At 59.4% G+C, this 26107-nt stretch carries 21 protein-coding genes; 6 read left to right on the top strand and 15 right to left on the bottom strand.

The features are described 5' to 3' along the window. Positions 1 to 11: 11 nt before the first annotated feature. The 10 genes from KGB20_RS26395 to yaaA all read right to left on the bottom strand — a co-directional run bounded on the left by KGB20_RS26395 (position 12) and on the right by yaaA (position 14678). Positions 12 to 1577 carry an MBOAT family O-acyltransferase gene (locus KGB20_RS26395; protein WP_154860488.1) on the bottom strand — a complete coding sequence of 522 codons (1566 nt, stop codon included), beginning with the start codon at positions 1575 to 1577 and terminating at the stop codon, positions 12 to 14. A 215-nt stretch (positions 1578 to 1792) separates the two neighbouring features. After that, positions 1793 to 2917, bottom strand: a complete 1125-nt coding sequence (locus tag KGB20_RS26400; protein ID WP_150814295.1) for a mannuronate-specific alginate lyase — start codon at positions 2915 to 2917, stop codon at positions 1793 to 1795. 8 nt (positions 2918 to 2925) lie between these two features. Continuing rightward, a complete protein-coding gene (locus KGB20_RS26405; RefSeq protein WP_154860487.1) occupies positions 2926 to 4374 on the bottom strand; it encodes an alginate O-acetyltransferase in 1449 nt (482 codons plus the stop codon). A gap of 10 nt (positions 4375 to 4384) precedes the next feature. Continuing rightward, complete coding sequence (gene algG / locus KGB20_RS26410; protein ID WP_154860486.1) at positions 4385 to 5959, bottom strand: mannuronan 5-epimerase AlgG; 1575 nt, start codon at positions 5957 to 5959, stop codon at positions 4385 to 4387. Between the two features lie 26 nt (positions 5960 to 5985). Next, the gene (locus KGB20_RS26415) at positions 5986 to 7470 is read right to left on the bottom strand and encodes an alginate export family protein (RefSeq protein WP_154860485.1); all 1485 of its coding nucleotides are present in this window, start codon (positions 7468 to 7470) and stop codon (positions 5986 to 5988) included. Continuing rightward, the gene (gene algK, locus KGB20_RS26420) at positions 7467 to 8978 is read right to left on the bottom strand and encodes an alginate biosynthesis TPR repeat lipoprotein AlgK (RefSeq protein ID WP_411566951.1); all 1512 of its coding nucleotides are present in this window, start codon (positions 8976 to 8978) and stop codon (positions 7467 to 7469) included. The genes KGB20_RS26415 and algK overlap by 4 nt, the downstream gene beginning before the upstream one ends. Positions 8979 to 8987: 9 nt before the next feature. Continuing rightward, entirely contained in the window at positions 8988 to 10157 is a 1170-nt protein-coding gene (locus KGB20_RS26425; RefSeq protein WP_102671020.1) for an alginate biosynthesis protein Alg44, read from the bottom strand. 36 nt (positions 10158 to 10193) lie between these two features. Beyond that, a complete protein-coding gene (alg8, locus tag KGB20_RS26430) occupies positions 10194 to 11675 on the bottom strand; it encodes a mannuronan synthase (protein ID WP_154860483.1) in 1482 nt (493 codons plus the stop codon). A 95-nt stretch (positions 11676 to 11770) separates the two neighbouring features. Continuing rightward, on the bottom strand, positions 11771 to 13087 hold the full coding sequence (locus tag KGB20_RS26435) for a nucleotide sugar dehydrogenase (RefSeq protein ID WP_057713389.1): 1317 nt from the start codon (positions 13085 to 13087) through the stop codon (positions 11771 to 11773). 811 nt (positions 13088 to 13898) lie between these two features. Beyond that, positions 13899 to 14678 carry a peroxide stress protein YaaA gene (gene yaaA / locus KGB20_RS26440; protein ID WP_057713390.1) on the bottom strand — a complete coding sequence of 260 codons (780 nt, stop codon included), beginning with the start codon at positions 14676 to 14678 and terminating at the stop codon, positions 13899 to 13901. Between the two features lie 266 nt (positions 14679 to 14944). Here yaaA and KGB20_RS26445 point away from each other — a divergent pair, with 266 nt between their 5' ends. Both KGB20_RS26445 and KGB20_RS26450 read left to right on the top strand, forming a co-directional pair. Further along, positions 14945 to 16069, top strand: coding sequence for a polysaccharide deacetylase family protein (locus tag KGB20_RS26445; RefSeq protein ID WP_154860482.1), 1125 nt, complete (start codon positions 14945 to 14947; stop codon positions 16067 to 16069). A gap of 336 nt (positions 16070 to 16405) precedes the next feature. After that, positions 16406 to 17800 carry a PhoH family protein gene (locus KGB20_RS26450; protein WP_008050144.1) on the top strand — a complete coding sequence of 465 codons (1395 nt, stop codon included), beginning with the start codon at positions 16406 to 16408 and terminating at the stop codon, positions 17798 to 17800. A gap of 128 nt (positions 17801 to 17928) precedes the next feature. Here the strand turns inward: KGB20_RS26450 and KGB20_RS26455 are convergent, their stop codons facing one another. Continuing rightward, a complete protein-coding gene (locus tag KGB20_RS26455; RefSeq protein WP_154860481.1) occupies positions 17929 to 18372 on the bottom strand; it encodes an HIT family protein in 444 nt (147 codons plus the stop codon). 738 nt (positions 18373 to 19110) lie between these two features. Between KGB20_RS26455 and moaC the strand changes: the two genes are divergently transcribed. From moaC to KGB20_RS26475, 4 genes are all read left to right on the top strand, one after another. Further along, a complete protein-coding gene (gene moaC / locus KGB20_RS26460; protein WP_057713392.1) occupies positions 19111 to 19584 on the top strand; it encodes a cyclic pyranopterin monophosphate synthase MoaC in 474 nt (157 codons plus the stop codon). Beyond that, on the top strand, positions 19581 to 19823 hold the full coding sequence (gene moaD, locus KGB20_RS26465) for a molybdopterin converting factor subunit 1 (RefSeq protein ID WP_057713393.1): 243 nt from the start codon (positions 19581 to 19583) through the stop codon (positions 19821 to 19823). Before moaC ends, moaD begins: the two co-directional genes overlap by 4 nt. Before the next feature lie 3 nt (positions 19824 to 19826). Continuing rightward, positions 19827 to 20279, top strand: a complete 453-nt coding sequence (gene moaE / locus KGB20_RS26470) for a molybdopterin synthase catalytic subunit MoaE (RefSeq protein WP_007989960.1) — start codon at positions 19827 to 19829, stop codon at positions 20277 to 20279. A 306-nt stretch (positions 20280 to 20585) separates the two neighbouring features. Next, positions 20586 to 21362, top strand: a complete 777-nt coding sequence (locus KGB20_RS26475) for an ABC transporter substrate-binding protein (RefSeq protein WP_150814303.1) — start codon at positions 20586 to 20588, stop codon at positions 21360 to 21362. A gap of 134 nt (positions 21363 to 21496) precedes the next feature. On the opposite strand, the gene KGB20_RS26480 is transcribed toward KGB20_RS26475, so the two are convergent. From KGB20_RS26480 to rhlB, 4 genes are all read right to left on the bottom strand, one after another. Continuing rightward, positions 21497 to 22138 carry a transcriptional regulator gene (locus tag KGB20_RS26480; protein WP_007972668.1) on the bottom strand — a complete coding sequence of 214 codons (642 nt, stop codon included), beginning with the start codon at positions 22136 to 22138 and terminating at the stop codon, positions 21497 to 21499. Positions 22139 to 22228: 90 nt separating this feature from the next. Next, positions 22229 to 23356, bottom strand: coding sequence for an NAD(P)/FAD-dependent oxidoreductase (locus tag KGB20_RS26485; RefSeq protein WP_090457579.1), 1128 nt, complete (start codon positions 23354 to 23356; stop codon positions 22229 to 22231). Between the two features lie 150 nt (positions 23357 to 23506). Next, a complete protein-coding gene (locus tag KGB20_RS26490; RefSeq protein WP_154860479.1) occupies positions 23507 to 24451 on the bottom strand; it encodes an ornithine cyclodeaminase family protein in 945 nt (314 codons plus the stop codon). A 138-nt stretch (positions 24452 to 24589) separates the two neighbouring features. Then, a complete protein-coding gene (gene rhlB, locus KGB20_RS26495; RefSeq protein WP_090457577.1) occupies positions 24590 to 26080 on the bottom strand; it encodes an ATP-dependent RNA helicase RhlB in 1491 nt (496 codons plus the stop codon). Between the last annotated feature and the right edge of the window lie 27 nt (positions 26081 to 26107).

Consider the following 26107-nt stretch of genomic DNA (forward strand, 5'->3'; position numbering starts at 1 on the left):
GGTCAGATCCCTCAGAACTGGAAGTAAAGGAACGGCGAGAAGCTCTGCGCCGAGAGTTTGAGAATCGAGGCAATGAACAGCAGCAGCACCAGCGCACGCATCACGTAACGCGACCAGTCAGCGGTCCAGTAGGCCGGTTGCACCTGGGCTTCGACGCCGACGGTGTAGCCTGGCTGGTGGATGCTCGCCGGGTTATCCCCAGGCGCGGCCTTGATCGTTCCCGGTGTCGCAGCGGCCGGGCCGTCGGTGTCGGCGCTCACGGCAGGCTTGGTCTTGACCGGAGGCTGGTTGGTGTAGAAATCGCGCAGGCCGAAGAACGCCAGGGTCACGTAGGCCACGATCAGGGTCGCCACTTGCAGACCGGTGAGGCTGGCCTGGTTGAGTTCCGACAGCGACCAGTCGCCGAAGCTGAACATCGCACCGTACATGCGCCCGGCGACGTGCAGGTTTTCCGCGCGGAAGATCACCCAGCCCATCACCACCAGCAGGAAGGTCAGTGCCCAGCGGATCGGGTTGAAACTGCGTGGCGAGGTGTTCAGGCCGATGGCTTTTTCAATCGCCAGCCACATGCCGTGCCACGCACCCCAGACGATGTAGGTGATGTTCGCGCCGTGCCACAGACCACCAAGCAGCATGGTCAGGAACAGGTTGCGATAGGTCATCAGCGTGCCTTTGCGGTTACCGCCGAGGGTGATGTACAGGTAGTCACGCAGCCAGGTCGACAGGCTGATGTGCCAGCGCCGCCAGAACTCGGTGATCGATTGGCTGATGTACGGCTGCTTGAAGTTTTCCATGAAGCGGAAACCCATCATCAAGCCCAGGCCGATGGCCATGTCGCTGTAACCGGAGAAGTCGAAATACAACTGCGCGGTATACGCCAGGGCGCCGAGCCAGGCATCGCCCGTGCTCGGGTTTTGCAGGGCAAAGCAGTGGTCGGCCACCACCGCCAGGGTGTCGGCGATGAAGACTTTCTTGATGAAACCCTGCATGAACCGCGTGCAGCCCTCGGAGAACTTGTCGAGGGTGTGGGTGCGGTTGTTGAACTGGTCGGCCAGGTCACGGAAACGCAACACAGGGCCTGCGATCAAGTGTGGGAAGATCGCCACGAACGCTGCGAAGTCGATCAGGTTGCGGGTCGCCGGGGTGTCGCCACGGTAGACGTCGATGATGTAGCTGATGGACTCGAAGACGTAGAACGAGATCCCGATCGGCAGCAGCACGTGGGTCAGGATGAAGGGTTCCAGGCCCACCGACGTCATCATTGCGTTGATGCTGTCGACGCCGAAGTTGGCGTACTTGAAGTAGCCGAGGATGCACAGGTCGACAGCCACGCCGAGCAGCAGCCAGCGCTGCGCCGGTTTGGTTCTGACCCCGGCGGCACCGACTTTCAGGCCGATCCAGTAGTTCCACAGCGTAACGCCGGCGAACAGCGCGAGGAAGTCCACACGCCACCAGGCGTAGAACACGTAACTGGCAATCAGCAGCAGCAAATTGCGATAGCGTTGCCCGCTCAGATAGTACAAGCCGAGGAAGATCGGCAAGAATAAAAACAGGAACACGTTGGACGAAAAAACCATCCCGATCTCTCCTTGTTTGAACCAACAGTCAAGGGCCAACGGCCCCCCCAAACCCCCCACGGAAATCCGGGGGGCATCACACTCAACTAACGTCTTGCACTGACCCAGTGTGGGAGCGGGCTTGCTCGCGAAAGCGGTGCGTCAGTCGACATCTTTGGTGGATGTCAGACCGCATTCGCGAGCAAGCCCGCTCCCACAGGGGATCTGAGTTTGTCCTAGGAACCCTTGCTGCCCTTTTCATTGGCCGGGTCGTAGACCTTGGTCAGGTCACCGCCGAGGCGGAAGGTCTTGAACGGTTGCATCTTGTGCTTCTTCGCCAGCACCTCGGGCGAGCAGGTGTAGAGCGAGCAGAACGGTTCGAGCCAGGCGAATTTCGAGTCGACCTTCAAGTCGGTCATGTCCTGTTCCTTGCCGTTCTTTTCCTCGAACTCATCCGGGTCTTTCACCCCGGCGAGCACGCGATCACCCAGGCGTTTCAATGCGCCGTTGTTTTCCTGGCGCAAATCCACACCGTTGACCTGGGCGAAACTGGCGATCATCGCCAGCGGCGGCAGGGCGTAGTTGTGGTAGGCCAGGGCCCGTTGCTGACGCTTGAGTTCGTTGGGCAGGTAGCCGTCGGCGTCGACCTGGTTGGCGCCGACCTTGTATTCCTTCACTGCCCAGTCGAACAGGTCGCGACGGTTGGTGGCGACGGACGTGGCCATCACTGACCAGGCGGCCCAGTACGAGTGGTTGTTGGTCTGGTCGAGCGGCAGGTTGTCCCAGTCGCTGACCACCTGGTCGGCCATCTTGCTGAACCAGGCTTCGATCAGCTGCGACTCTTGCTGATGGTTGGCCAGCGGACGGGAGTCGGAGAATTTCAGGCGAATGTACGACGACGCCATGCTGCCCAACGCCCATTTGCGCATGGACTTGCCGGTGTGGTTGAAGTCCTTGGACATCAGCGCATCGGCCTTGGCCCAGGCGGTCAACCAGGTCAGCGTGCACTCCAGTTGTTCCGGGCGGCCGTCACGCATGAACTGCATCACGCGCTTACTGATGCCTCGCTCGATCTTGGTGATGTCGGCGGTGCTTTCGCGGAAGGCTTTTTCCGACTGCTCGTTCAGGGTCGCGCGGGCCTTGTCCGAACCTTCGTATTTGCTGCGAAATTGCAGCGAGCCGGTGTACGGCGTCGGCATCGCATCGCAGCCTTCGCTCTTGTCGCCGGTTTTGATTTTTTCAATCGGCGCGAAGTATCCCTGCGGCGGGCGCAGTGGCGCCGCAGCCTGCGCTGCACCGGCGAACATCGCCAGGCTTAACAGGGTGGGTGCCAACAATTTTGAAAGTATCGGATTTCGCATAGCAGACCTCATTGCCCGACCGAAGCAGTACGCTGTTCGGCGCTCGGGAATACGTTGCGTTTGCAGATTTTCGCTTCGACTTTCTGTGGCGTGGTGGCGTTTTCAGGCCCCAGGATTTCGACGGCCAGCAGATTCTGCGTGGCCCAGTCTTCGTCCGTGCGCAACTCGAAGGCGAAACGCCCGTCGGTATCGGAGGTTTCCGGTTTGTCGATCTTGATGTCCTCGTGGCGTCCGTTCATGTACCAGAGGGTGGCTTGCAGGGTTTTCACCGAGGTGTCGGCGAAGCGGATGTCGACCTGGTGACTGCCGTTTTGCAGGTTCAGGTTTTTGCTGTTGACCATCAGTTCATTCTTGCCCGGCTTCAGGGTGGTGCTGCCGGACATCTGCGCATCCTTGCCTTCGCAACCGTTGTCCAGCAGCGCCATCATCTGGCGGTAGATGGTTTCCTGGTCGAGGCGATACAGCGGCGAGAATTCCCAGATGAGAATCTTCGGCGGGTTCTTCTGGAACTCGTCGCTGCCCAGGTACTGCAGCATCGAACCTTCCAGGCCGCCGCCGGGGAACGCCACGTTGAGAATGTCGGCGCCGATGGCCTCTTCGAGGAAACCGGCGAAGTTGTAGTTCTTGCCGCTGTGGGAGGTACCGACCAGGGTGATTTCCGGATTGCCGGAATCGCCGAACAGATCGCCATCGCCCGCTTCGCCCTTCGGCTCGGTGGTGAACTGATCCATGTACTGGATCGCGTAGCTGGTGCCACAGAGTTGACCGGCCATGTTGTGCAATGTTCCGGTCTTGCCCATGCGACCCGACTTGTGGGTCTCGAATTCGCGCTTGGGAATGTCGGCGAACTCAGGCAATTGCTTGACCTTCTCGGCGACGATTTTCGCCGTGCGCTGTGCACCATATGGAGTCCAGTGCTGGTCGCCACGGAAGTAGAAATCGTGGGCGGGCAGGGTGTCGGGCAGTTGCTCGTTGGTCAGCGGCGACAGGTCCGGAACGACATAGCCCATCTGCGCAAAACGACCGAGCATGGACTTGTAGTTCCTCAGCGCCTTGTCGAAGTCGAAGCTGGCTTTCTCTGCCGGGTTGAGCTTGTTGCGGTTCACCAGGCCACGGGTCGGCTGATAGACCACGACCAGTTCGACACCTTTGCTCTTGAACGCATCGTGCAGTTGTTTCATGCGTTTGTAGCCGGCGGGCGTGGTGTCGAATTCGGTGCGCAAATCTTCTTGCGTACGGAACAACCAGTCGCCCTGGGCCTGTACCAGCGTGGTGAAGTTCTGCTGATAACGGGTGGTGTAGTTCTTCGCATCGTGGGCGGCCGGGCACAGGCTGCAGCACGGTTCTGCGGTGAAGCTAGGCGCTTTGACCTCATCGGCGCGAGCACCACCGCTGGCGGCGAGAATGCCGGCGGTCAGGGCCGACAGGCTGAGTAATTTGATCAAGTGTGGGTGCATAAGATTATCCTCAGTCCCGCATTTCGGTCTGGCGTTCGACGGGGTCGATCAGCACGGCTTTCTGCTGGCGCACCAGCAGGTCGAGAATTTCATCCTGGCGCTCGCCGAGAATCCCCGAAAAGCTGATGCCGCTGGATTTGGTCGGGGCGAGCATGGACACGCGATACAACTCGACACTCAGCGGCGAGTCGATGGACAGCGGCCCGCTACCGTTGGCCGCCAACTCACCGCCGACCACGATCAGCGACACCTGGGCGTCGAACGGGTCGAGCTTGATGTCACGGTCGGTGTTGCTCAGGTCCTTGATGTGCCCGTAGACGCCGGTCAGGCCGTTGGCCATGGCGACGTTTTCGTACAGGCGAATGTTCACGCTGTTACGAATGCGGATGCCGTGGCGACGGTTGCTGACGACTTTGTTGCCCCACAGCAGGTTGTCGGCACTCTCGTAGAGGGTGATGCCGTCGGTGTGGTTCTGGTAGATCTCGTTGTGGGCGATCAGGTTGTTCACGCTGTTACGGTCGATCACCAGGCCCGACAACTTGTTGTCGTAGCTGCGGTTGTTGAAGATGAAGCTGTCGTTGACCTCACGGGAAATAATGATCCCGTGCTTCTTCTTGGTCCCGTACACCGTGTTGTCGGCAATGATCAGACCGTGGGAACGGTCGTGGGGGTCGATGCCGTAGACGATGTTGTCTTTGTAGGTGTTGCCCTTGACCACGAAGTCGCGGGTTTCATAGCAGTAGAAGCCGTACCACATGTCCGAGAACTCGGAGCCGACGATCCAGCCGGTCGGCTCAGGACGCTTGAGCACCTTGGCCATGTTCGGCGTGTACTGGGAAATACTCACGCCGTAGGATTTACTGTTGGCGTAGCCGAAACTGGCGATCTTGCTGTTGGCGATGTAGGTTTCGGTGCCGCCCCAGGACAGCAGGAACGGACGGAATTCCTTGGGCGAATTGAACGTCGCCGGGCCGTTGTCCTTCTCGCGCCAGCCAGTGATTTTTGTGTCACGCACGAACAGCTGGCCGTCGTTGACCAGGAACGAGCCGGCCTCCTGGGACAGGCGCAGTTCCTGGGTCTGCTTGTCGATTTCCAGGATGCCGTGGCGACCGACCACGATCGGCAACTTCGCCAGGAACACACCCGGCGAGGTTTCGCTGAAGTACTGCTTGGGGACCTTTTTCGCCAGGTCCTTGAGGTTCATGTAGCCGTCGTCGACGAAGATCGCCTGGGGGATGCCGTGCTGACGCACTACCCACTCGGCCATCTTGTTGTCGCCACCGATGAAGTCCTTCAGGGCGTCTTCCTGCATCATCCGGCGCAGGCTGATCTTGCCCGGTTTGCTGCGCACGATCTTCGCGGCGATGGCTTCGGCTGTGTAGCCGGAAACGTCCGGCAGTTTCGGCGTGGCCAGTTCCAGCGGCCCGGTCGGTGCGCTGCTGACGGTGTAGGTCTTGGCCTGTTGCAGTTCCTTGGCCGTGGTTGCCGGCTTCGCCGGCTCCACATTGGCGAAGCCAGTCGCACTGGCCAGCAGCATCGCGCCGGCCAGCAGGCTGATCGAGCCTTTTCGGGCTGGATGATTCATCTGGAAGACTCCCTTCGCAATGTGCATCAGAAGCGCCAGATCACGTCGATGAACGCGCGGTGCATGTACGAATCGACTTCCTTGCCGTACGCATCGCCTGGCTTGAACACGCCGCCACGAAAGCGCACCAGGGCCGAAGGCTCATCGATCGCCTGACTCATCGAAACTGGCAACAGGCCTTGCTTGAAGTACTTGGTCACCACCAGGTCCATTTCCTGACCGAGGTCTTTCTCGCCATCGTTCAGTGGCAGGGACGTACTGGAGAGGATCGCGCCAGTCACGTCATCGGTATTGTTCTGCACAGCGTCGATGCCGTTGCTGCCGACCGGCTTGTTGCCGTCGACGCGCCAGAATTTGTGGTAGATCAGGCTGGCGTCGTATTCGTCGTTGAGCATCCACGAACCGAACAGAGTGGCGCTCTGCATGTTGTTCATTTCGCCACGGAAGGCTTCGCCGAAACGGTGCACGCGCGAGCGGGTACCGGTGTAGTTCGAGCGGTTACTTTCCAGACCGTTCTGTTCATAGTCTTCGCTGGCGCGGGCGTAGGCCGCACCGACTTGCCATTGCGGATCGAGGCGCAGGCGAACACCCAGATCGGTGGCCCAGCCATCGACATCGCCGCTGCGCTTGGCTTGTGCGGGAGCGGTGCCATCGGCGTTCAGCGGATTGACCGTGTCACGGTCGCCGCTCATGCCGGTGATGCTGCCCCAGTAGTTGACTGTGTTGGTATTGCGCCAGTTGTAGGCGTCGCTGTCGGCGGTGAGGCCGAGCCAGCTGATGTCGCCGTTTTGTTTTTTGTCCAGCGAATCGCTCGGCACGCCCGGTTGTGCGTAGTCGAGTTTGCCGTCGTCGTGGGTGTGATGACCGCGGATGCCCACCCAGTTGCCCGGTGTCCACTGGTACGCCGCATCGGCGTAAGCGTGCAGGCGATCCTTGTCCTCTGGTGCGAGCTCCTTGAGGTCGGTGCGGTACTCGCTGAAGCGTTCGGCGATACCGACGTTGGCGCGCAGCAGGGTGGTGTCGAAGGTCCAGTTAAGGGCTTCGATGTTGGTGTCGCGCCATTGGCCGTCGTCATTGCGCAGGCGCTGGCGACCGAACTTCAGGATCTCGCCGGGGTAGGGCGTGAAGCCGCTGTAGCCGACCCAGAACTCACGCATCGCCAGGTAGTTTTTCTTGGTCTCGCGATCACCATTGTCGGTGTTCTCGGCGCCATCGGATTGTTGCAGGGTGTCGGTCTCGATGATGTCGGTGGACGTCACTGCCTGACCCATGGCGTAGGCGCTCCACGCGCCGCTTTCGCCATAGACCCACGGACGCAGGTCGAGACCGACGCCGTTGACGTCGCCGCCGTCGGCGGTGCCGAGGTCACGGTCGTCTTCGGACTGGCCGGTGATTTTTACGTCCAGGCCGAAGTTCTTGGTTTCTTCAGTCATGGCAGCCAGCGTCGGGCAAGACCAGATCAGCGCGAATGTCAGGCCGATGCCGGCCTTCATGAATGGATTCAACTTCATTGGGATTCCTCGCCATCTTCTTCTTGCAGGGCATGCAGTTCCGGCGTGTTCGGGCTCAGGGCACCGCGCACGGCCTGTTCTTGTTTCAACAGGCGTTGGGCCTCGGCCAACCGGTCGGGCGGCAGCTGCGTTTGGATTGTTTGCGCAAGCTCGGTGGCTTGCGGAGTGTTCTGGGCCAGGGCCAGTTGGCTGAAGACATAGGCGTTCAGCGGATCCGGCTTGGTGCCCTTGCCTTGGGAAAACAGTTGGGCGATGGCGAAGTCGGCGCTGTTCTGGCCGTTGCGCGCAGCGGTCAACAGATGGTCGAGGGCCTTCTGCGGATAGACCTTGCCCAGGTAGCCACGGCGATAAATCTGGCCGAGGTAGTAATCGGCAGCGACTTCACGGCCGACGGCTTTCTGGAAATGCGCTTCGGCGACCTTGGCGTCGGCCGGCACCAGTTTGCCTTCGAAGTAGAGCTTGCCCAGCAACAGCTCGGCGCGGGGCTGGTCGGCGGCGCGGCCGTTGTCCAGGTACTTCATCATCTGGTCGACGTCGCCCAGTTCGGGGAAGTCGTAGAGCAGTTGCGCGAGGGAGACCCACGACGCCGGATAGCCCGGTGCGATCGGCTCTAGCAGCGACTGCGCGGTTTTCTCGTCTGTCTTGCCCAGGGAGGCATCGGCGAGCACGCGGGCGACGCTGTCGACGCGCTGCGCCGAAACGGTGCCATAGGCATGAGCCGCTTGCATCTGCTTGATCAGCTCGGCCTGTTGCTCTGGCTTGGCCTGTTTCTGATAGACCGTGGCCAGTTCGACGTAGCAGATGTCGCTGGTGTTGAGCGCGGCCTTGCAGATTTTTTCCACGTCATCCAGATGCTGGTCGTAGGTGCCCTGGGTGCGATAGAGCAGCACCTGCGCCAGACCCGCTTCCGGCTTGCCTTCGGCGCGCCATTGGCTGATCTGCTGCTGGGCATTCACGTTGGGGAAGCTGTGCGGGTATTGCAGGTACAGCATCGCCAACGGGATCAGCGTATTGCCTTCGCCCGCCGCGGCGGCTTTTTTCAACAGGGTTTCGGCTTCGTGTTGTTCCGCTTCGGTGGAGCCGGGCTTGGCCACCAGCAGACGACCGAGGCGTGCCTGGGCGCGCGGCGAAACGCTGGCCGCGGCGCGGTAAGTCGCCTCGGCCTGTTTCATCTGCGTCGGGTCACGGCTGTCGACCTGGAGATCGGCCAGGCCGACCTGGGCTTCGCTGTAGCCCAGGTCGGCCAGTTGCCGGTAATTCTGCGCAGCGGTGGCGGTATCGCCACGTTTGAGCGCTTCGTTGGCCAGGCGCTGGTCGGGCAGGCCGGCGCAGCCGGCCAGGCTCACCGCCAATGCCACAGCACACAGAGACCCCATGTGGGAGCGGGCTTGCTCGCGAAAGCGGTGTGTCATCCCACATTGATGTTGAATATTAAACCGCATTCGCGAGCAAGCCCGCTCCCACAGGGGCTGCGGCGTGTTTTGAATTTTTGTGATAGTCACAGGCATGTCCTCGACTTAAAGACCGACAGCCATGGCTTTGTCGATCAGCCAGTTCAGGTTCGGGCCACGGTCGCTGTTCACTTCCACCGGGCGGCCGGCGAGGGAGCTGTCCAGGGTTTCGTCCGGCTGGATCAGCACGCGGATGTCAGAAGACAGGTCGGCGCTTTTCAGGCTGGTGCTGCTGACGATCTTGCCGGTGCGGCTCTTGTCCTCGCCGGCGATCTGGAAGCGCACTGAAGTACCCGGGCGCACGTCGCTGAACTGGCGATAGGAGAAGCGCGCTTCTACGTTGGCTTCGCTGTTACGCGGCACCAGTTGGAAGATCACGTCGCCCTTGCTGGCGTACTGGCCGTTGGCGACCATTTGCTGGGCCACGGTGCAGTCGCAAGGCGAGGTCAGGGTGCCGGTCATCTGCTTGCCGAACAGTTCTTCAACCTTGGCCGGTTGCAGTTGGTCTTCGTCCAGATGGCCCTTGAGCACGTCGAGCATGCTGGTGCTGAAGGTCGCCAGCGGTGCGCCCTTGGCGGCCACGCCGTCGGCTTTCACCAGGCTCTGCACGGTGCCGTCGCGAGGCATGGTGATGTTCACGCCCGGCACGCTGACCAGGCCGGCCTGGGCGTGGCTGACGAAGTACATGCCATACACCGATTTGAAGACAAAGCCGAATGCAGCCACGCCGACAACGAAGATCCCCAGGCTGAAGGTCACGGCTTTCAGGCGTCCGAACGCGGACATGCCGTGGCCGCCGTCCTTGACCTTGCGCGCCTTGGTGAAGTTGTCGCGCTGCAGGGTCGCCAGCATTTCACCCACGCTGACGATGTCGCCAGCCAGGTGCGAAGTGATCAGGTGGCGCAGGGTCGAGATGTCCCGTGGTTCCAGGTTCTGGAACTGGCAGCCGGCGCGTCCGGTCTCGCGATCGAAAGAGCGGACCTGCAACTCGACGTCCATGGCCAGGCCGAGGTTGTCGATGACGAATTGCAGGCGGGCCTTGTACACGTCACCCATCTTCAGCGGCAGTTGACCGGCGTTGAACGCCAGGCCACCGGCGGACAGATCGATCACCCGGGCTTCGACCGGCGTCCGGTCAGGGCCGAAGAAACGCAACTTGGCCGGGATTTTCACTCGGGCGTGTTGGCGCTGGGCTTCGGATTCGTGCACTACGTTGGCGTTGACGGCGGTATTCATAAAGGCGATTTCCTGGTTAATTCAATAAGGGGGCGGTCAGACCATCAACAGCAGCACGGCGACAAAAATGCTGCCGGCAGAGAAGGTCATGGTCCGAGACGACCAAGTGTTGAACCAACGTTGAAAGCTGGCGAGATCACGGGTCAGAGACGTGGGTTGGCGGGTCCAGGACTGTTGGTCGAGGCGGAAGAACACGTAGATCTTCACCAGCGCGCCGACGATCTGGTTGTAATAGAGAATCGCCGGGTAAGCCGGGCCGATCCGGTGTCCGGAGCACGACAGCAACAAGGTCAGGATGAACCGGGTGATGCCGATCCACAGCAGGTACACCAGGATGAACGCGGTGCCGTACTTGAAGCTGGCGATCAACGCCACGGTCAGGCCCAGCAGCGAGGTCCACATCGACACGCGCTGGTCGAACAGCACCACCGAAGTGAACACGCCGAGGCGTTTGATCCCCAGGCCCAGGGCACGGGAGTTCTGCCGCAGGTTGTTGCCGTACCAACGGAACATCAGCTTGCGGCTGGCCTTGATGAAGCTCTTTTCCGGCGGGTGTTCAACGGTGTTGATCGCCGCGTCGGGCACGTAGAACGTGTCGTAGCCCAGGCGCATCAGGCTGAACCAGCTCGACTTGTCATCGCCGGTAAGGAACTTGAAGCGACCCAGGCGCCAGTGTTGCAGCGAGTCGCTTTCCACGTCGGCGATGAAGTCCGGGTTGGTGACCACGGTGGCGCGGAACACCGACATGCGGCCGGTCATGGTCAGCACGCGCTTGGACAAGGCCATCGAGCACATGTTGATGTGGCGCTGGGCGAAACGCAGCTTGTGCCATTCGCTCATGATGTAGCCGCCGCGCACTTCGCAGAATTCGTTGGTGGTCAGGCCGCCGACGTTGCCGAACATCTGGAACCACGGCACGGTCTTGAGCACCACGCCTTCGGCCAGCACGGTGTCGCCATCGATCACCGCGACCACGGCGCGATCATCCGGCAGGTGCCGGGAGATGGCGCGGAAGCCGTAGGCCAGGCCATCGCGTTTGCCGGTGCCGGGAATGCGCACGAAGTCGAGCTTGACCCGGGACGGCGGGTTCATCCGTTTCCACAGGCTTTTGACCAGCAGCTCATCGGACATTTCCACGATGGAGCAGACCACGGTGGTCGGCAGGCCGCAGTCGATGGCTTCGCGGATCACCGAGCTGTAGACCTGTGCGGTGGTCAGGGCGTCGATGCGGAAACTGGTGACCATCAGGAACACGTGGGACGGGTCAGCCGCTTTGCCCAGCTTGCGCACTTTGCGCCGCAGGTGCGGGTAGACGATGTACAGAAAAATCATGCCGCGCACAAAGTGGGTGGCACCCATCGAATAGCGCCAGATACCCACGGCGCCAATCAGGAAAATGAAGTCCTTCGACTCGGAGTCGAACGTGGACACGGGCAGCGCCATGGCGAGGCCCATCAGTAAACTCAGGTAGAACAGCCAACCGGCGGCCTGGAGTAGGCCGTGTTTTAGCCTGTGCATAATCGGAATCCTAAAGTCAGTTGCAAGCCCCAAGCTTCAAGCCCCAAGCGAGGAGCTTTGAACTTGCGGCTTGGAGCTTGAAGCTTGCGGCTGCTTTACCAGCAGATACCTTCAGTCCGGCCAGTCACGCTGGTGGCCTTGGACATGAAACCGACCAGGTCGATCACTTGCTTGCCGTGTGGAACTTCCTGCACCAGCGCGCGGAACTTCTCGTCGCGGTTGCCGAGGATGATCACGTCGGAGTTGTTGATCACCGCGTCGAAGTCGGAGTTGAGCAAGGACGAGACGTGAGGGATCTTCGACTCGATGTAGTCCTTGTTCGCACCGTGAACGCGGGCGTACTCGACGTTGCTGTCGTAGATGCTCAGGTCATAGCCCTTGCCGATCAGCATTTCTGCCAGGTCGACCAGCGGGCTTTCGCGCAGGTCGTCGGTGCCGGCCTTGAAGCTCAAGCCCAGCAGGGCGACTTTGCGTTTGTCGTGGCTGGAAACGATGTCGAAAGCGTTCTGCACCTGGGATTCGTTGCTGCGCATCAGCGAGTTGAGCAACGGGGCTTCCACGTCCAGGGAACCGGCGCGGTAGGTCAGGGCACGCACGTCTTTTGGCAGGCACGAGCCGCCGAAGGCGAAGCCTGGGCGCATGTAGTACTGGGACAGGTTGAGGGTCTTGTCCTGGCAGACCACGTCCATCACTTCACGACCGTCGACGCCGACCGCCTTGGCGATGTTGCCGATTTCGTTGGCGAAGGTGACCTTGGTGGCGTGCCACACGTTGCAGGTGTACTTGATCATCTCGGCGACCGCGATGTCCTTGCGGATGATCGGTGCGTCGAGCTCTTCGTACAGCGATTGCAGAACGTCGCCGGACGCCTTGTCGAATTCACCGATGACGGTCATTGGCGGCTGGTCGTAGTCGGCGATGGCGGTGCTTTCGCGCAGGAACTCAGGGTTCACGGCCACGCCGAAATCAACACCGGCCTTCTTGCCGGAGCAGTCTTCGAGAATCGGGATGACCACATTGGCCACGGTACCCGGCAGTACGGTGCTGCGCACCACGATGGTGTGGCGGGTGGTCTTGTCACGCAGGACAAAACCGATTTCGCGGCACACTGCCTCGATGTAGTTCAGTTCCAGATCGCCGTTCTTCTTGCTCGGCGTGCCCACACAGATCATCGACAGGTCGGTGTCGCGAATCGCCTCGGCGAAGTTGGTGGTGCCACGCAGACGACCTGTCTGGATGCCTTGGGCCAGAAGTTCACCCAGGCCTGGTTCAACGATCGGCGATTTGCCGGCATTGATCATATCGATCTTGTCTTTGGCCACATCGACGCCAACGACGTCATGGCCCCGTGCAGACAGGCAACCGGCACATACTGCGCCGACGTAACCCAAACCAAAAATGCTGATGCGCATCGCAATTACCTCTGTATTGATCAAGCCATTAGATGGCCGGAGTTAATGGTGTTCAGCGTGTTTTAGTGCACTCGCAAGTGTGCCTTACAGGCACGACAATGCTCTGTGATGGCATATAAGTTACGAGTGTCTAAATAAATGCACTCAAGGTGTGCGCAACTAGGCCTTGTTATTATGATTTGCCCTGTTATGCAGCCGATCCCTCTTTCGGAGGATGCAGGCGCAACGGCCTTGCACGCCTGATGTCAGGCCGAAAGCCCGTAGATCAAGCGGTTGGGTGCTCGGGTGAGCACGTTTATAGGGGCGCTGTCGTGGCCTTGTAGGGGATAGTCATACCGCGTTATCTCCTGTCCGATTGCTGTTGTCCAAATCGGTGATTAGTCAGCGCAAGTTAATATTACAACTTCGCTACACGAATCGCTTATCTGCGTAAGTTATCTCGTACACGCTCGGCGAGAATCGTTACCGGTGGTATGAGCGGCGCGTTTGGACATAGTTCCAGCCCGCTCATCGCGAAATCTGAAATTTCTTGAAATATTGAGAAAGATGGCACTGCTCTCAAATTGATAGCACTTACCGTTTCGCCCTTTATATATAGGCGGATAATTGGGTCGGATAGTTTTTTGCCACTACTGTTAAAAAAAGTCAGTGCCACTACGCAAAAAAATGATTGAAGTCGAGTGAAACTAAAGTTAGAAAATCAGCTGGTGTTTTTATGGCGCCAAAAAAATGGCGAAATGGCGGGGAAGTCTGAAGTGAATCAAGGGTCGGCGCACGAGGGTTTGTGGAGGTCGTGCGCCGACCGGATGTATCACTCTGGTGCGTGATCGCGTAGAAACACCAGATTGTCCGGCTTGGACTGTTCGGCGCTGTAGCGATAGCCTTGAACGTCGAACTGCTTGAGGGTGGCCGGGTCGTTGATGCGTTCTTCGATGACGAAGCGACTCATCAAGCCACGGGCCTTTTTCGCGTAGAAGCTGATGATCTTGTACTGGCCGTTCTTCAGGTCCTTGAATTCGGTATTGATGATGCGCGCGTTCAAGGCGTTGCGTTTGACGGCCGAGAAGTACTCGTTGGACGCCAGGTTGAGCAGCACGTCATCGCCTTGATCGACCAGGGCTTCGTTCAGCCATTCGCTGATGCGCGTGCCCCAGAAGGCATACAAATCCTTGCCCCGAGCGTTGGCCAGTTTGGTGCCCATTTCCAGGCGATAGGGTTGCATCAGGTCCAGCGGGCGCAGCAGGCCATAGAGGCCCGAGAGCATGCGCAGGTGTTTTTGGGCGTAATCGAAATCGGCTTCGCTGAGGGTTTGCGCATTCATGCCGGTGTACACATCGCCCTTGAATGCCAGCAGCGCCTGCTTGGCGTTTTCCGGGGTGAACGCGGGCGTCCAGCTGCCGAAACGCGCGGCGTTGAGCCCGCCGATCTTGTCGGAAACGTGCATCAATTCGCTGATTTGCGCGGGCGTCAGCTCGCGCAATTGCAGGATCAACTCCTGGGAGTGGTCGAGGTACTGCGGCTGGGTGAAGCGCTGGGTCGCCGGCGGTGTTTCATAGTCGAGGGTCTTGGCGGGTGAAATCACCATCAGCATGAAGTCGTCTCCTTTAATCGTGGCGGCGATTCTAGGGGGTTGTCCTCGTTGACTCCAGCTATCGCGTCCATAGGTGATGGCCGGTTCGCCACCAACCCCTTGTGGGAGCGGGCTTGCTCGCGAATGCGGTATGACATTCAGCGAAAATGTCGACTGATACACCGCTTTCGCGAGCAAGCCCGCTCCCACAGTGGTTCGGTGTTGCTGCAGGAGGTGTGTCTGGATCAGCTATAGTGCCGCGCGGGTTTTGTTATGGAGACATCCCATTGCGTATCGCTTTTCTCATTTCGATCTGGCTACTGAGCTTCGGCGCCATCGCGGCTCCGGGCGATGTGGCGACGCTCGATCGCAGCACCTGGCCGGAGAAACTCGGCAACCCGACACTGTTCGACGTGGCGTCCAGGGCCGAGATCCTCATGTTTTCCAGTGTCCTGTTGGCCAGCGAGTCGCTGGATGAACCCGCCCTGGCCCAGCGCCTGGGCCTGCGCACGATCAATCTGGAGTCGGTCGACCGGGTTCGTCAGCGCATGTGGCAACGGCTGCTGGCCAACTACAACTTCGCCCAACAGAGTTGCGACCAGGATGCCTCCTTCTGTTTTCTGGTCGAAGACATGCCCACCTTGCGCGAGCAGGCTGCCAAATTCCAGGTCGGCGCAGACAGCTATTACATCAAGTGGGCCGAGCCGAGCCGCGTGTTCCACACCCAGTACCTGGACGAACAGTTGCACAAGGCCGCTTTGTTCCCGCAAGCCAGCAGCGAAGTCGATCATTTTGGCGACTATGAGCGCAGCGGCGGCGGGATGCATGACCGGCTGTTTCTGCTGACCTTCGACAGCGCGGCCAACGCCGCACCGGATAACACCGCCTGGGTCGCCGAGTACCTGCGCAAGTCGAACCTGAGCGGGACGTTCTTCGTCCTCGGCAAGGACATCCAGGCCCGTTTGGCCGAACATTCGGTGAGTAACCTGCAAGCGACCTACTCGAGCCAGTGCATCGGCGTACAAGGCTGGGAGTTCCGTTCCCACAGCCACTGGCAGGACTGGCAGGACTCGGTGCGCCGCAGCGCCGAACTGGTCAAGAGCAAGCTGCCGGAGAACTACGTGCCCCTGTTCCGTCCGCCCGATGGCCAGCGCCGTTCCGATGCCGAAGGCTTCTTCAAGACTCAGGGGTTGCAGGTAGCGTTGTGGGACATCGACGCCCAGGATGGTGCCGGCAAACTCAAGGGCAACCCGAGTGCGCAACGGGTGCTGACCCTGATGCTGCTGTGGCGGCACGGAGTGATCAATTTCAATGTGAAACAGGATTCAGTGAAAACGGCGTTGCCGTGGCTGGTCACGCAAACGGCGCCTGTCGGGATCGGCTGGGAGGATTGCCAGGATGCGTTTCGCTGAAAATGACAAAACCCCGTAAACATTGGGTTTTTGGCAATTTTGGAAGGGGATTCGTTGCAGGTGGACTTCCGACTTTAAACGGGTGATGGCAGTCCGCCAAGTGCTATTGGTCAATCTGCAAAATAAACTTCAAAAAAGCGTCAAAGTACTTTTTTCTGTCACACGTTTTGGAGTATTACGAAGACAGACCGCCGAAACCTGCAACACAGGTGGCGTCTTCCAAGACCCCGCATGTATGCAGAACACTTGAGTCCCCGCAGGTGTATTCGGCAGTCACTTCGAGGCGCAGCACCGTCAAGGTATTGCGTCGAATGGCTCCCACAAAGGTGACCGAGTATGGATGATCACGGACGTAGCTCTTCTTCCAACCAGCCAATCCTTTATGTACTCGATACCAACGTATTGATTCACGATCCAAACGCGCTGCTTAACTTCGAAGAACACCACGTCGCGATCCCGATGACCGTGCTTGAAGAGCTCGACAAGCTCAAGAGCGGGCATCACAGCGTAGCCGCCGAATGCCGCCAGGCCATCCGCCTGATCGACAAGACTCTGGGCGATGCCTCACCCGAGGACGTCGAGCAGGGTGTGCCGATCCAGCGTGGCAAAAGCGGACCCAAGGGTTTGCTGTCAATTTTGATGAGCAAGCATGCCGAGCCGAACCTGATTCTGCCCGAGCACCTGAACGACAACAAAATCATCAATCAACTGATCGACCTGCACGCGCGCGATCCGAAGAAGCCCGTGGTGCTGGTCACCAAAGACATCAACATGCGCCTCAAGGCGCGCGCCTGCGGAATCGCGGCCGAGGACTACAGCACCGACCAACTGGTCGATGACGTGTCCTTGCTGCCCAATGGCTACCACAACATGACCGGCTCTTTCTGGGACCGCGTGAGCAAGGTTGAAACCCGTCAGGACCACGGCCGCACCTGGCATCAGGTGCAATTGATCGACAACCTGCCGGCGGTGCACATCAACGAATTCATCATTGATGAACAGGGCTTTGTCGGCTGGATCAAGGAGATTGAAGAGGACCGCTTGCTGATCCTCGACCTGCACCAGGAACCGCTGCTGCACCAGGAAGCCTGGGGCCTCAAACCGCGTGATATCTATCAGAGCCTGGCGTTGTACGCCTTGCTCGATCCGGATATCCACCTGGTCAACCTGTCGGGTGCCGCGGGTTCGGGTAAAACCATCCTGGCGCTGGCCGCTGCGATCGAGCAGACCATGGTCAGCAAACGTTATCGTCGCATCATCGCTACCCGTAGCGTGCAGGGCCTGGATCAGGAAATCGGCTTCCTGCCCGGTACCGAGGCGGAAAAAATGGAGCCGTGGCTGGGCGCCATCACCGACAACCTCGAAGCCTTGCACATGGATGACGAAAGCACCCATGGCAGCGTCGACTACATCCTCAGCAAAGTGCCGTTGCAGTTCAAATCCCTCAACTATATCCGGGGCCGCAGCTTCCAGCAGAGCCTGATTCTGATCGACGAATGCCAGAACCTCACGCCGCACCAGATGAAAACCATCATCACCCGTGCCGGTGCCGGTTCCAAAGTGGTGTGCCTGGGCAACCTGGCACAGATCGACACCCCTTACCTGTCCGCGACCAGCTCCGGGCTGACCTACCTCACTGAACGCTTCAAGGACTTCCCGAACGGGGTGCATATCACCTTGCAAGGGGTACCACGTTCGATCCTGGCCGAATACGCCGAATCGCATCTGTAACTGTCCACCGGAACCGGGCGCCCGCAAGGTCGCCCGGTTTTTTGTACGCGAGGTAAAGGCTGTGCCTCAGGGCAGACCCAATACCGATGAATGTGTTTCTGCAAAGCCTGGGGCGAAAGCAGTCTTGTTTACAGAGGTTGCGAAAAATAGCCCTTGAGGGTTTCCGTAAGAATTGATTGAGCGTTCAATACCTCTTGGGTCGGCTCAGGCTGTGAGCTACTAAACTTTTTTCGCGCCCAACTGAAAAAGAAGGGGCCATCAATAATATGTTCATTGTGTTCCGACAAATATAACTTGGTCACGGAAGCATACCTGGGGAAAACGTGAAAATGCAGTTCATGATTGAGCTCGGAAATACGCATTATGTATATTTTTTCAGGAGAAAATAGAGTGTTTAACGCTCGCTCCGTAAATGCTAGCCCACTCATCAGTTCGGCACTTTCCTCTGCGCTTAGTTCTGCAAGTCTTGTTATGTCCCGCTTAAGAGAAATAATCATGTAGCCAGGGATGTCACAGTCCCGGCAATGAGAGATCATGATGTGTTTTCCTGAGTAAATTGTCCGTGCTGACATGACTAACCTTCCGTGTGCCAACCATGGTTAGCGTGTAGGGCCCGCGCCGTTGAGCTCCTGCCGGAGGTCGGCAGAAAAGGGCGCGTGTTCATGATTTCTTCAGGAGATCCTGGCTGATGACTGCCGGAAACTGCGCCGGGAGCAATAGCGTAGACTTGGATGTTGGATTTACTGAATTCGCGTGCCAATGACCTTTTGTGATACCACTGACTTGAGTTTGTAGGGTCGTGAATTTTGTTGGTCAGTTTTTCTCGAATTAACAACTCGGTCAATCATTCAGTTGTAGGAAGTTTCACGGCAGGTTATGGGTGCGGACTTTCGGAGAGTTCTTACGTCGAGATTTGTTATAGGATAATCAGTAAGTTATCAACTGGTGAACAAGGTTGAGTCGTTCGGCGATGTCAAAAAAGTGCATTTTCAGTAGGATTTTGTTACATGTGTTTCTGTTATTTGGTAATGCTTGTAAGCTTAATAATGAATCGCATCTGTAACTGTCCACCGGAACCGGGCGGCCGCGAGGTCACCCGGTTTTTTATGCCCAACACAAATCCAACTGTAGGAGCGAGCCTGCTCGCGATGGACGTCAACGATAACGCGTGTTGTCTGAATGCCCGCGTTGTTCCTGCGTTTTTCGCGAGCAGGCTCGCTCCTACAGGGGGATTGTGTGAGCCGATATTCGTGCGTGCGGAAATCTGACCCGCAGGTTTACAATCGACGCTCCTGATCAGGAGTAATCCCGTGCTGACTCATCTCGATTCCCAAGGTCGCGCCAACATGGTCGACGTCACTGAAAAAGCCGTGACGTTCCGTGAGGCGACCGCTCAAGCGCTGGTGCGCATGCTGCCCGAAACCCTGCAGATGATCGTCAGTGGCGGCCACCCCAAGGGTGATGTGTTTGCCGTGGCACGCATTGCCGGCATCCAGGCGGCGAAGAAAACCAGCGATCTGATTCCCCTGTGCCATCCGCTGATGCTGACCGGCGTCAAGGTCGAGCTCAGTGCCGAAGGCGAGGATTCGGTGCGCATCGTGGCGCGTTGCAAGCTGTCAGGGCAGACCGGCGTCGAGATGGAGGCCCTGACCGCTGCCAGCGTCGCCGCGCTGACGATCTACGACATGTGCAAGGCCGTGGACCGTGGTATGACCATCGAAAGCGTGCGTTTGCTGGAGAAGGTCGGCGGCAAGAGCGGACATTTCCAGGCGGAGCAGTCATGAACGTTACCGTAAAGTTTTTCGCCCGTTATCGTGAAGCGTTGGGTCTGGATTCGGTGAAAGTAGAAGGCAACTTCGCCACCGTCGACGACGTCCGCGCACTGTTGGCCCAACGTGACGGTGCCGAGGTGTTGAGCGAGCAGAACCTGATGTGCGCCCGCAACGAAGACCTGTGCCAGCTCGACGAGCCGGTCAGCGACGGCGATGAAGTGGCGTTCTTTCCGACTGTGACCGGAGGCTGAACCATGGCGATTCGCGTGCAGTCCACGGCGTTCGACCCTGGGGCCGAAGTCAATGCCATGCACGATGCCAATGTCGGCGTGGGTGCAGTGGTGAGTTTTGTCGGCTACGTGCGCGACTTCAATGACGGCCTCGACGTGGCCGGGATGTTCCTCGAACACTATCCCGGCATGACTGAAAAAGCGTTGGGCAAGATCGCCATCGAGGCAGAGCAGCGCTGGCCGCTGCTCAAGCTGGAAGTGCTGCACCGCATCGGCGCCCTGGAGCCGGGCGAGCCGATTGTCTTCGTCGGTGCGGCCAGCGCCCATCGTCAGGCGGCATTCGACGCCTGCGCCTTTGTCATGGATTACCTGAAAACCCGTGCGCCGTTCTGGAAGAAAGAAAACACCAGTGACGGGCCGCGTTGGGTCGAGGGGCGTGACAGTGATCATGCGGCGGCGGATCGCTGGAAGCAGTAGTTTCTGCGGCGTTCTTTAGTCCGTCTTCGCGAGCAAGCCCGCTCCCACAATGGATCTGGTTGAACACAAATTTTGTGTACGACACAGAACCCTGTGGGAGCGGGCTTGCTCGCGAAGGGGACATCCGACTCACCCAATACCTTGCAGAACCACCACCCGACCACCGGCCGGCGCGAGCTGCATTTACCTCATTGACGATGCATACATAAAAGTCCAGTATGGAATTATAAGTACAAAAAAGGTTTCCACCCGTTTCAGCTTTTTCTTCTGTCTTGCCAAACCAACAACAACCGCGAGAAAACGAACATGAAGAAGTTCCCCCTCATTACCGGTCTGGCCCTGAGCCTGTTGGCGTGCAGCTCTGTGTTCGCCGCCGAGAAAACCCTGCGCATCGGTATCGAAGCGGCGTATCCACCGTTCGCCTCGAAAACCGACAAAGGCGAAATCGTCGGTTTCGACTATGACATCGGCAATGCCTTGTGCGCACAGATGAAGGCCAAGTGTGTGTGGGTCGAAGGCGAGTTCGACGGTCTGATTCCTTCCCTGAAGGTGAAGAAAATCGACATGGCGCTGTCGTCCATGACCATCAATGAAGACCGCAAGAAGTCGGTGGACTTCACCCACAAGTACTATTTCACCTCGTCGCGTCTGGTGATGAAGGACGGCGCGGTGGTGGATGACCAGTACGCCAGCCTCAAGGGCAAGACTGTCGGTGTGCAGCGCGCCACCACCACCGACCGTTACGCCTCCGAGGTGTTCGAGCCCAAGGGCATCAACGTCAAGCGCTACAGCAATAACGAAGAAATCTACATGGATCTGGCCGCCGGTCGCCTCGACGCGATTTTTGCCGACACCATTCCACTGAATGACTTCCTGTCGATGCCGCGAGGCAAGGGTTACGCCTTTGTCGGGCCGGAGCTGAAAGATCCGAAATATGTGGGCGAGGGTGCCGGGATTGCCGTGCGCAAGGGCAACACCGAGTTGGTCAGCGAGCTGAACACGGCCATTGATGGCATTCGCGCCAGTGGTGAGTATCAGAAGATTTCGGACAAGTACTTCAAGTCCGACATTTACGGCGACTGATAGTCCGCTTTCGCGAGCAAGCCCGCTCCCACAATGGATCTCTACCAAACACAGATTTTGTGTTCGACGCAGAACCAGTGTGGGAGCGGGCTTGCTCGCGAAGAGGCCAGATCAAGCAATACAAATCTCAGGGCCTAGCCCTTCAATTCCTTCAAATGCTTGTACACCGTCGCCCGGCCCATGTTCAGCACATTGGCCACGTAGTTCGAGGCGCTTTTGCCCTTGAACGCGCCTTCGGCGTGCAACGCCAGCACCAGCTCACGCTTGTGGTCGCGGGTCAGCAGATTCAGGCTCAACTGACGTTCGCGCAGCCAGGCGTGGAGGAAGGTGTTGATCCGCTCCTGCCAGTCATCGCGGAACAGTGCATCCGGTTGCGGGATCAGCTTGGTCGGCGACAGGAACAGGTCCAGGGCGGCCTTGGCATTCTCGAACAGAGAAATATTCAGGTTGATGCACAGCACCGCCAGCGGATGACCTTCGCTGTCCCGTAGCACCGTGCTGAGGCTGCGAATCTTCTGACCATCCCAGTTGAGCTTTTCGTACGGCCCGATATTTCGTTCGCTGACATCGTCGCTGAGCATGTCTTCCAGCGCCGAGTCGTCGCCGATTTCCCGCTTGGACAGGTTGTTGGCGATGTAGTCGACCTTTTGCGTGCGCAGGTCGTGCAGCACCACTTCGGCGTGGGGGAAAAACAACGTGGCGATGGCGTCGGCTATCGCGTGGAAGTTATCCAGGGACGTGTCGTCCAGGGCCGAGTCTTTTTCGGGGGCGTTCATACAGTGGAACTCCAGGCAGCGTCAGCGCCCCATCAAAGGGGCGCTGAAAGTGTGCCGTAATCGTGTGGGCTCGTCACCTGAGGATCAGGATCAGCCAAGGCGGGCAGGGGAGAGCATTTCGGCATTCAGGCCGAAACGGCCGAGCGATTCGGGCAACGCGGCACCGCGCACCAGTGCCGCGCTGGCCTGGCCCATGGCCGGCGAGGTCTGGATGCCATAACCGCCTTGTGCCGCGACCCAGAACAGCCCCGCTACCTGTGGGTCGAAGCCGGACAACAGGTCGCCGTCGCTGACGAAGCTGCGCAGGCCAGCCCAGGTGCGGGTCGGGCGGCGAATGGTCAGGGTCGTGGCTTCTTCGATCTGGTAGATGCCCATGGCGATGTCCAGCTCTTCGGGCTGCACGTCGTGGGGTTCCACCGGGTCGGCGTTGGCCGGCGAGCCGAGGAACATCCCGGCGTCGGGTTTCATGTAGAAGGATTCATCGAGGCTGACCAGCATCGGCCAATGGTGGATGTCCACGCCTTCGGGGCCGGCGAAGATGAACGCGGCACGGCGTTTGGGTTGCAGGCCCAGGGGTTTGGCGCCGGCCAGTTCGCCGATCTTGTCGGCCCAGGCGCCGGCGGCGTTGATGATGATTGGCGCGCTGAACGTCTGGCTGTTGGTCTGAACGTGCCATACACCTTGGCCGTCGCGGCTCAGGCCGACGACTTCGCTGTCGGTATGCACTTCGCCCTGGTTGCGGCGGATACCGCGCAAATAGCCCTGGTGCAGGGCATCGGTGTCAATGTCGCTGGCGGTCGGGTCGTAGATGGCGCCGTGGACCTTTTCCCGGCGCAGGATCGGCACCAGCGCGCAGGCCTCGTCGGCGCCAAGCAATTGCATCTCCGGGACCGTGGTTTTTGCGCTCTGGTATTGCCTGTTAAGTTCGTCCGGGTCGCCGGTCAAGTCCACGGTCATTTCGCCCCGCGGGGTCAGCAGCGGGTGTTCGCAGAAACCGCTGGGCGGGTTGTCGAAAAAGTCCCGGCTGGCCAGGGTCAGCGCCCGTACTTGCGGGGTGCCGTAGGCCGCGGTGTACAGCGCCGCCGAACGGCCGGTGGAGTGATAGGCCGGATGGGATTCGCGTTCGAGCACGATCACGCGGCCGTGCTGCGACAACCAGAAACCTGTGGAAGCACCGGCAATTCCGCCGCCGATGATGATGAAATCTGCCTGGCTCATGAACGTCTCCTGATGGGGCGTAAATGCCTATGGTGAAGAAATTTTCTGTGGGAGCGAGCTTGCTCGCGATTGCGGTCAATCATTCAGCATGGATGTCGACTGACTTGACGCTATCGCGAGCAAGCTCGCTCCCACAGATGAGTGGTGGTGTCAGTGAGATAGGCGATAGATCGCATTGGCCAGCGCAATGTCTTCCAGGCCCAGGCCGATGGAGCGGAAAAACACATGACGGTCGTAGTCGGGGCGCTGCACCTTCTCGCTGAGCAGGTCGGGCAGGTCGCCGACAATCGCGCCCTTGTCCCAGCTGTGCCGTTCGGCGGCGATCAGCATTTCACCGGCCGAGCCCGGGGTGGTCAGACGATAGTCGCAGAACACCTGCATGTCGTTGAGGCTCTGCGGCGGCACTTCGTGGGCACGCGGCGCATTGGTGCTGATGGAGGTGATCAACGCCGGTTTGCGCAAGCTCGACGGATCGATCACCGGACCGGCGGACGAGGTGCAGAGCATGATCACGTCGGCATCCTGAACGGCAGCTTCGCGGCTGTCGACGATGTTCAGGCGTGGCTCGATGTTTTTCAGCAGGCTCACGGTTTCGGCATCTTCGTTAAGGCTAGGCGAGTACAGGCTGATGCTCTGCCAGTCGCGCAAGCCTTTCACATAGTGCAGGTGCGCCTGGGCCACTTTACCGCTGCCGATGATGGCCAGGCGATTGGCTGTGAGTGGCGCGAGGGCGTCGACCGCCACGGCGGTGGTGGCCGCCGTGCGCGCGGTGGTCAGTTCTCCGGCATCGCACAACAACAGCGGCTGGCCGGTCTGCATCGACATCAGCAGCGTCCATGCAGTCACCAATGGCCCCTGTTCACGGACGATGTACGGTGACGTCTTGATCCCGTACACGCCGTCTTCAGCCAACACGCCCAGGTAGTTGATGAAATCGCCGGCGCCCTGTGGAAACTCCACCAGTTGCTGCGCCGGTTGTACGGCCTGCCCGGCGGCCAGCTCGCGGAACAGTTTGCGCAGGATCTGCGGTACATCGACCTGCGCCAGTAGCTCGCGAGCCTGGGCTTGGGGGATCACTTGGGGCGTGCTGGACATGGTCGGCTCCGGAGTTTGAATTAAACTAATTTGTCTATTATGGACTTTTAGTTATCGCGAGCAAGCTCCTGTTGAAAAAAAGCCGGGCGAAAAAAAAGCGCAGTCCGTTTCCGGCTGCGCTTGTCTTTTCAGCGTCGCTTAATGAGGACGCTTGCGCTCAACCGCCCGCAACAGATGCGTCGGTGGCGTTTCACAGCTGATCTTGCGCCCCAGCTTTTCCTCGATGGACGGTAACTGGTAGGAGTCGTCTTCACCGGCAAAGCTGATGGACACACCGTCGGCACCCGCACGACCGGTACGACCGATGCGGTGCACGTAGTCGTCCGGCACTTCCGGCAGGGTGAAGTTGATCACGTGGCTGATGCCGTCGATGTGGATACCGCGACCGGCGACATCGGTGGCGACCAGTACGCGGATCTTGCCTTCGCGGAAGCCTTCGAGGGTCTTGATGCGCTTGTGCTGCGGCACGTCGCCGGACAGTTGCGCGGCGTTGATGCCGTCGCGCACCAGGCGTTCTTCGATGCGCCGCACTTCATCCTTGCGGTTGGCGAAGACAATGACCCGCTCCCAACCATTGTCGTTGACCAGGTTGTAGAGCAGCTTGTACTTGTCGGCACCGGCCACCGCGTAGATGTGCTGCTCGACGTTTTCGTTGGCAACGTTCTGCGATTCGATCTCGACGATCGACGGATCGGTGGTCCATTGCTTGGCCAGGTTCATCACGTCTTCGGTGAAGGTCGCGGAGAACAGCAGCGTCTGGCGCTCGGACTTCGGCGGCGTCTGGCGAATGATCTGGCGCACTTGCGGGATGAAGCCCATGTCGAGCATGCGGTCGGCTTCGTCCAGCACCATCACTTCGACCATGTCCAGATGCACGTCGCCGCGCTGGTTGAAGTCCAGCAGGCGGCCCGGCGTGGCCACGAGGATGTCGCAGTGGCGGGCTTCGAGGTGCTTGAGCTGCTTGTCGAAGTCCATGCCACCGACGAACGTCATGACGTTGAGGCCGGTGTACTTGGTCAGGTCGGCGGCGTCCTTGGCGATCTGCACCACCAGTTCGCGGGTCGGCGCGATGATCAGTGCCCGTGGCTCACCCATGTAGCGCTCTTTCGGCGGCGGGGTCTGCAGCAACTGGGTGATGATCGAGATCAGGAACGCAGCGGTCTTGCCGGTACCGGTCTGGGCGCGGCCGATGGCGTCTTTGCCCGCGAGGGTGAAGCCCAGCACCTGTGCCTGGATCGGCGTGCAATACGGGAAGCCCAGGTCCTGGATGGCGTGCATCAGTTCAGGGGCGAGTTTGAAATCGTGGAAGCGGGTCTTGCCTTCCTGGGGTTCGACGACGAAGTCTTCGAGTTTCCATGGGATGACCGGTGCCTTGGGCTTGGGTTCGCGGCGCGGTTTGGCGGGTTTCGGCGTGTCGCTGCGCGGCTGCTCCGGGGCTGTGATCGCCGCAGGCTGGGCGTCTTCTACGGTCTTCGGCTCGTGCTTGGGTGCAGTCGTGGTGGCGGTCCGTTCAGACTGATTGCCGTCGGTGCGGTGGCCGGGAGCGTGAGACGGAGCGCTGGGGACTGGCGCGAGTTGCTCAGTCTCGCTTTTACCGAACATTTTCTTGAGTGCTTTGAGCACGGTCATCTCATCAATTGGTTAAGGAATGTACGC

It is taken from the genome of Pseudomonas sp. BF-R-30, from assembly GCF_019956175.1.
Taxonomy (GTDB): domain Bacteria; phylum Pseudomonadota; class Gammaproteobacteria; order Pseudomonadales; family Pseudomonadaceae; genus Aquipseudomonas; species Aquipseudomonas jessenii.

Excerpts from the sequence above, each read along its gene's own strand:
- KGB20_RS26395 (WP_154860488.1), bottom strand. The coding sequence starts at position 1,577 with ATGGTTTTTTCGTCCAACGTGTTCCTGTTTTTATTCTTGCCGATCTTC.
- KGB20_RS26400 (WP_150814295.1), bottom strand. The coding sequence starts at position 2,917 with ATGCGAAATCCGATACTTTCAAAATTGTTGGCACCCACCCTGTTAAGC.
- KGB20_RS26405 (WP_154860487.1), bottom strand. The coding sequence starts at position 4,374 with ATGCACCCACACTTGATCAAATTACTCAGCCTGTCGGCCCTGACCGCC.
- algG (WP_154860486.1), bottom strand. The coding sequence starts at position 5,959 with ATGAATCATCCAGCCCGAAAAGGCTCGATCAGCCTGCTGGCCGGCGCG.
- KGB20_RS26415 (WP_154860485.1), bottom strand. The coding sequence starts at position 7,470 with ATGAAGTTGAATCCATTCATGAAGGCCGGCATCGGCCTGACATTCGCG.
- algK (WP_411566951.1), bottom strand. The coding sequence starts at position 8,978 with ATGCCTGTGACTATCACAAAAATTCAAAACACGCCGCAGCCCCTGTGG.
- KGB20_RS26425 (WP_102671020.1), bottom strand. The coding sequence starts at position 10,157 with ATGAATACCGCCGTCAACGCCAACGTAGTGCACGAATCCGAAGCCCAG.
- alg8 (WP_154860483.1), bottom strand. The coding sequence starts at position 11,675 with ATGCACAGGCTAAAACACGGCCTACTCCAGGCCGCCGGTTGGCTGTTC.
- KGB20_RS26435 (WP_057713389.1), bottom strand. The coding sequence starts at position 13,087 with ATGCGCATCAGCATTTTTGGTTTGGGTTACGTCGGCGCAGTATGTGCC.
- yaaA (WP_057713390.1), bottom strand. The coding sequence starts at position 14,678 with ATGCTGATGGTGATTTCACCCGCCAAGACCCTCGACTATGAAACACCG.
- KGB20_RS26450 (WP_008050144.1), top strand. The coding sequence starts at position 16,406 with ATGGATGATCACGGACGTAGCTCTTCTTCCAACCAGCCAATCCTTTAT.
- KGB20_RS26455 (WP_154860481.1), bottom strand. The coding sequence starts at position 18,372 with ATGTCAGCACGGACAATTTACTCAGGAAAACACATCATGATCTCTCAT.
- moaD (WP_057713393.1), top strand. The coding sequence starts at position 19,581 with ATGAACGTTACCGTAAAGTTTTTCGCCCGTTATCGTGAAGCGTTGGGT.
- moaE (WP_007989960.1), top strand. The coding sequence starts at position 19,827 with ATGGCGATTCGCGTGCAGTCCACGGCGTTCGACCCTGGGGCCGAAGTC.
- KGB20_RS26475 (WP_150814303.1), top strand. The coding sequence starts at position 20,586 with ATGAAGAAGTTCCCCCTCATTACCGGTCTGGCCCTGAGCCTGTTGGCG.
- KGB20_RS26480 (WP_007972668.1), bottom strand. The coding sequence starts at position 22,138 with ATGAACGCCCCCGAAAAAGACTCGGCCCTGGACGACACGTCCCTGGAT.
- KGB20_RS26485 (WP_090457579.1), bottom strand. The coding sequence starts at position 23,356 with ATGAGCCAGGCAGATTTCATCATCATCGGCGGCGGAATTGCCGGTGCT.
- KGB20_RS26490 (WP_154860479.1), bottom strand. The coding sequence starts at position 24,451 with ATGTCCAGCACGCCCCAAGTGATCCCCCAAGCCCAGGCTCGCGAGCTA.
- rhlB (WP_090457577.1), bottom strand. The coding sequence starts at position 26,080 with ATGACCGTGCTCAAAGCACTCAAGAAAATGTTCGGTAAAAGCGAGACT.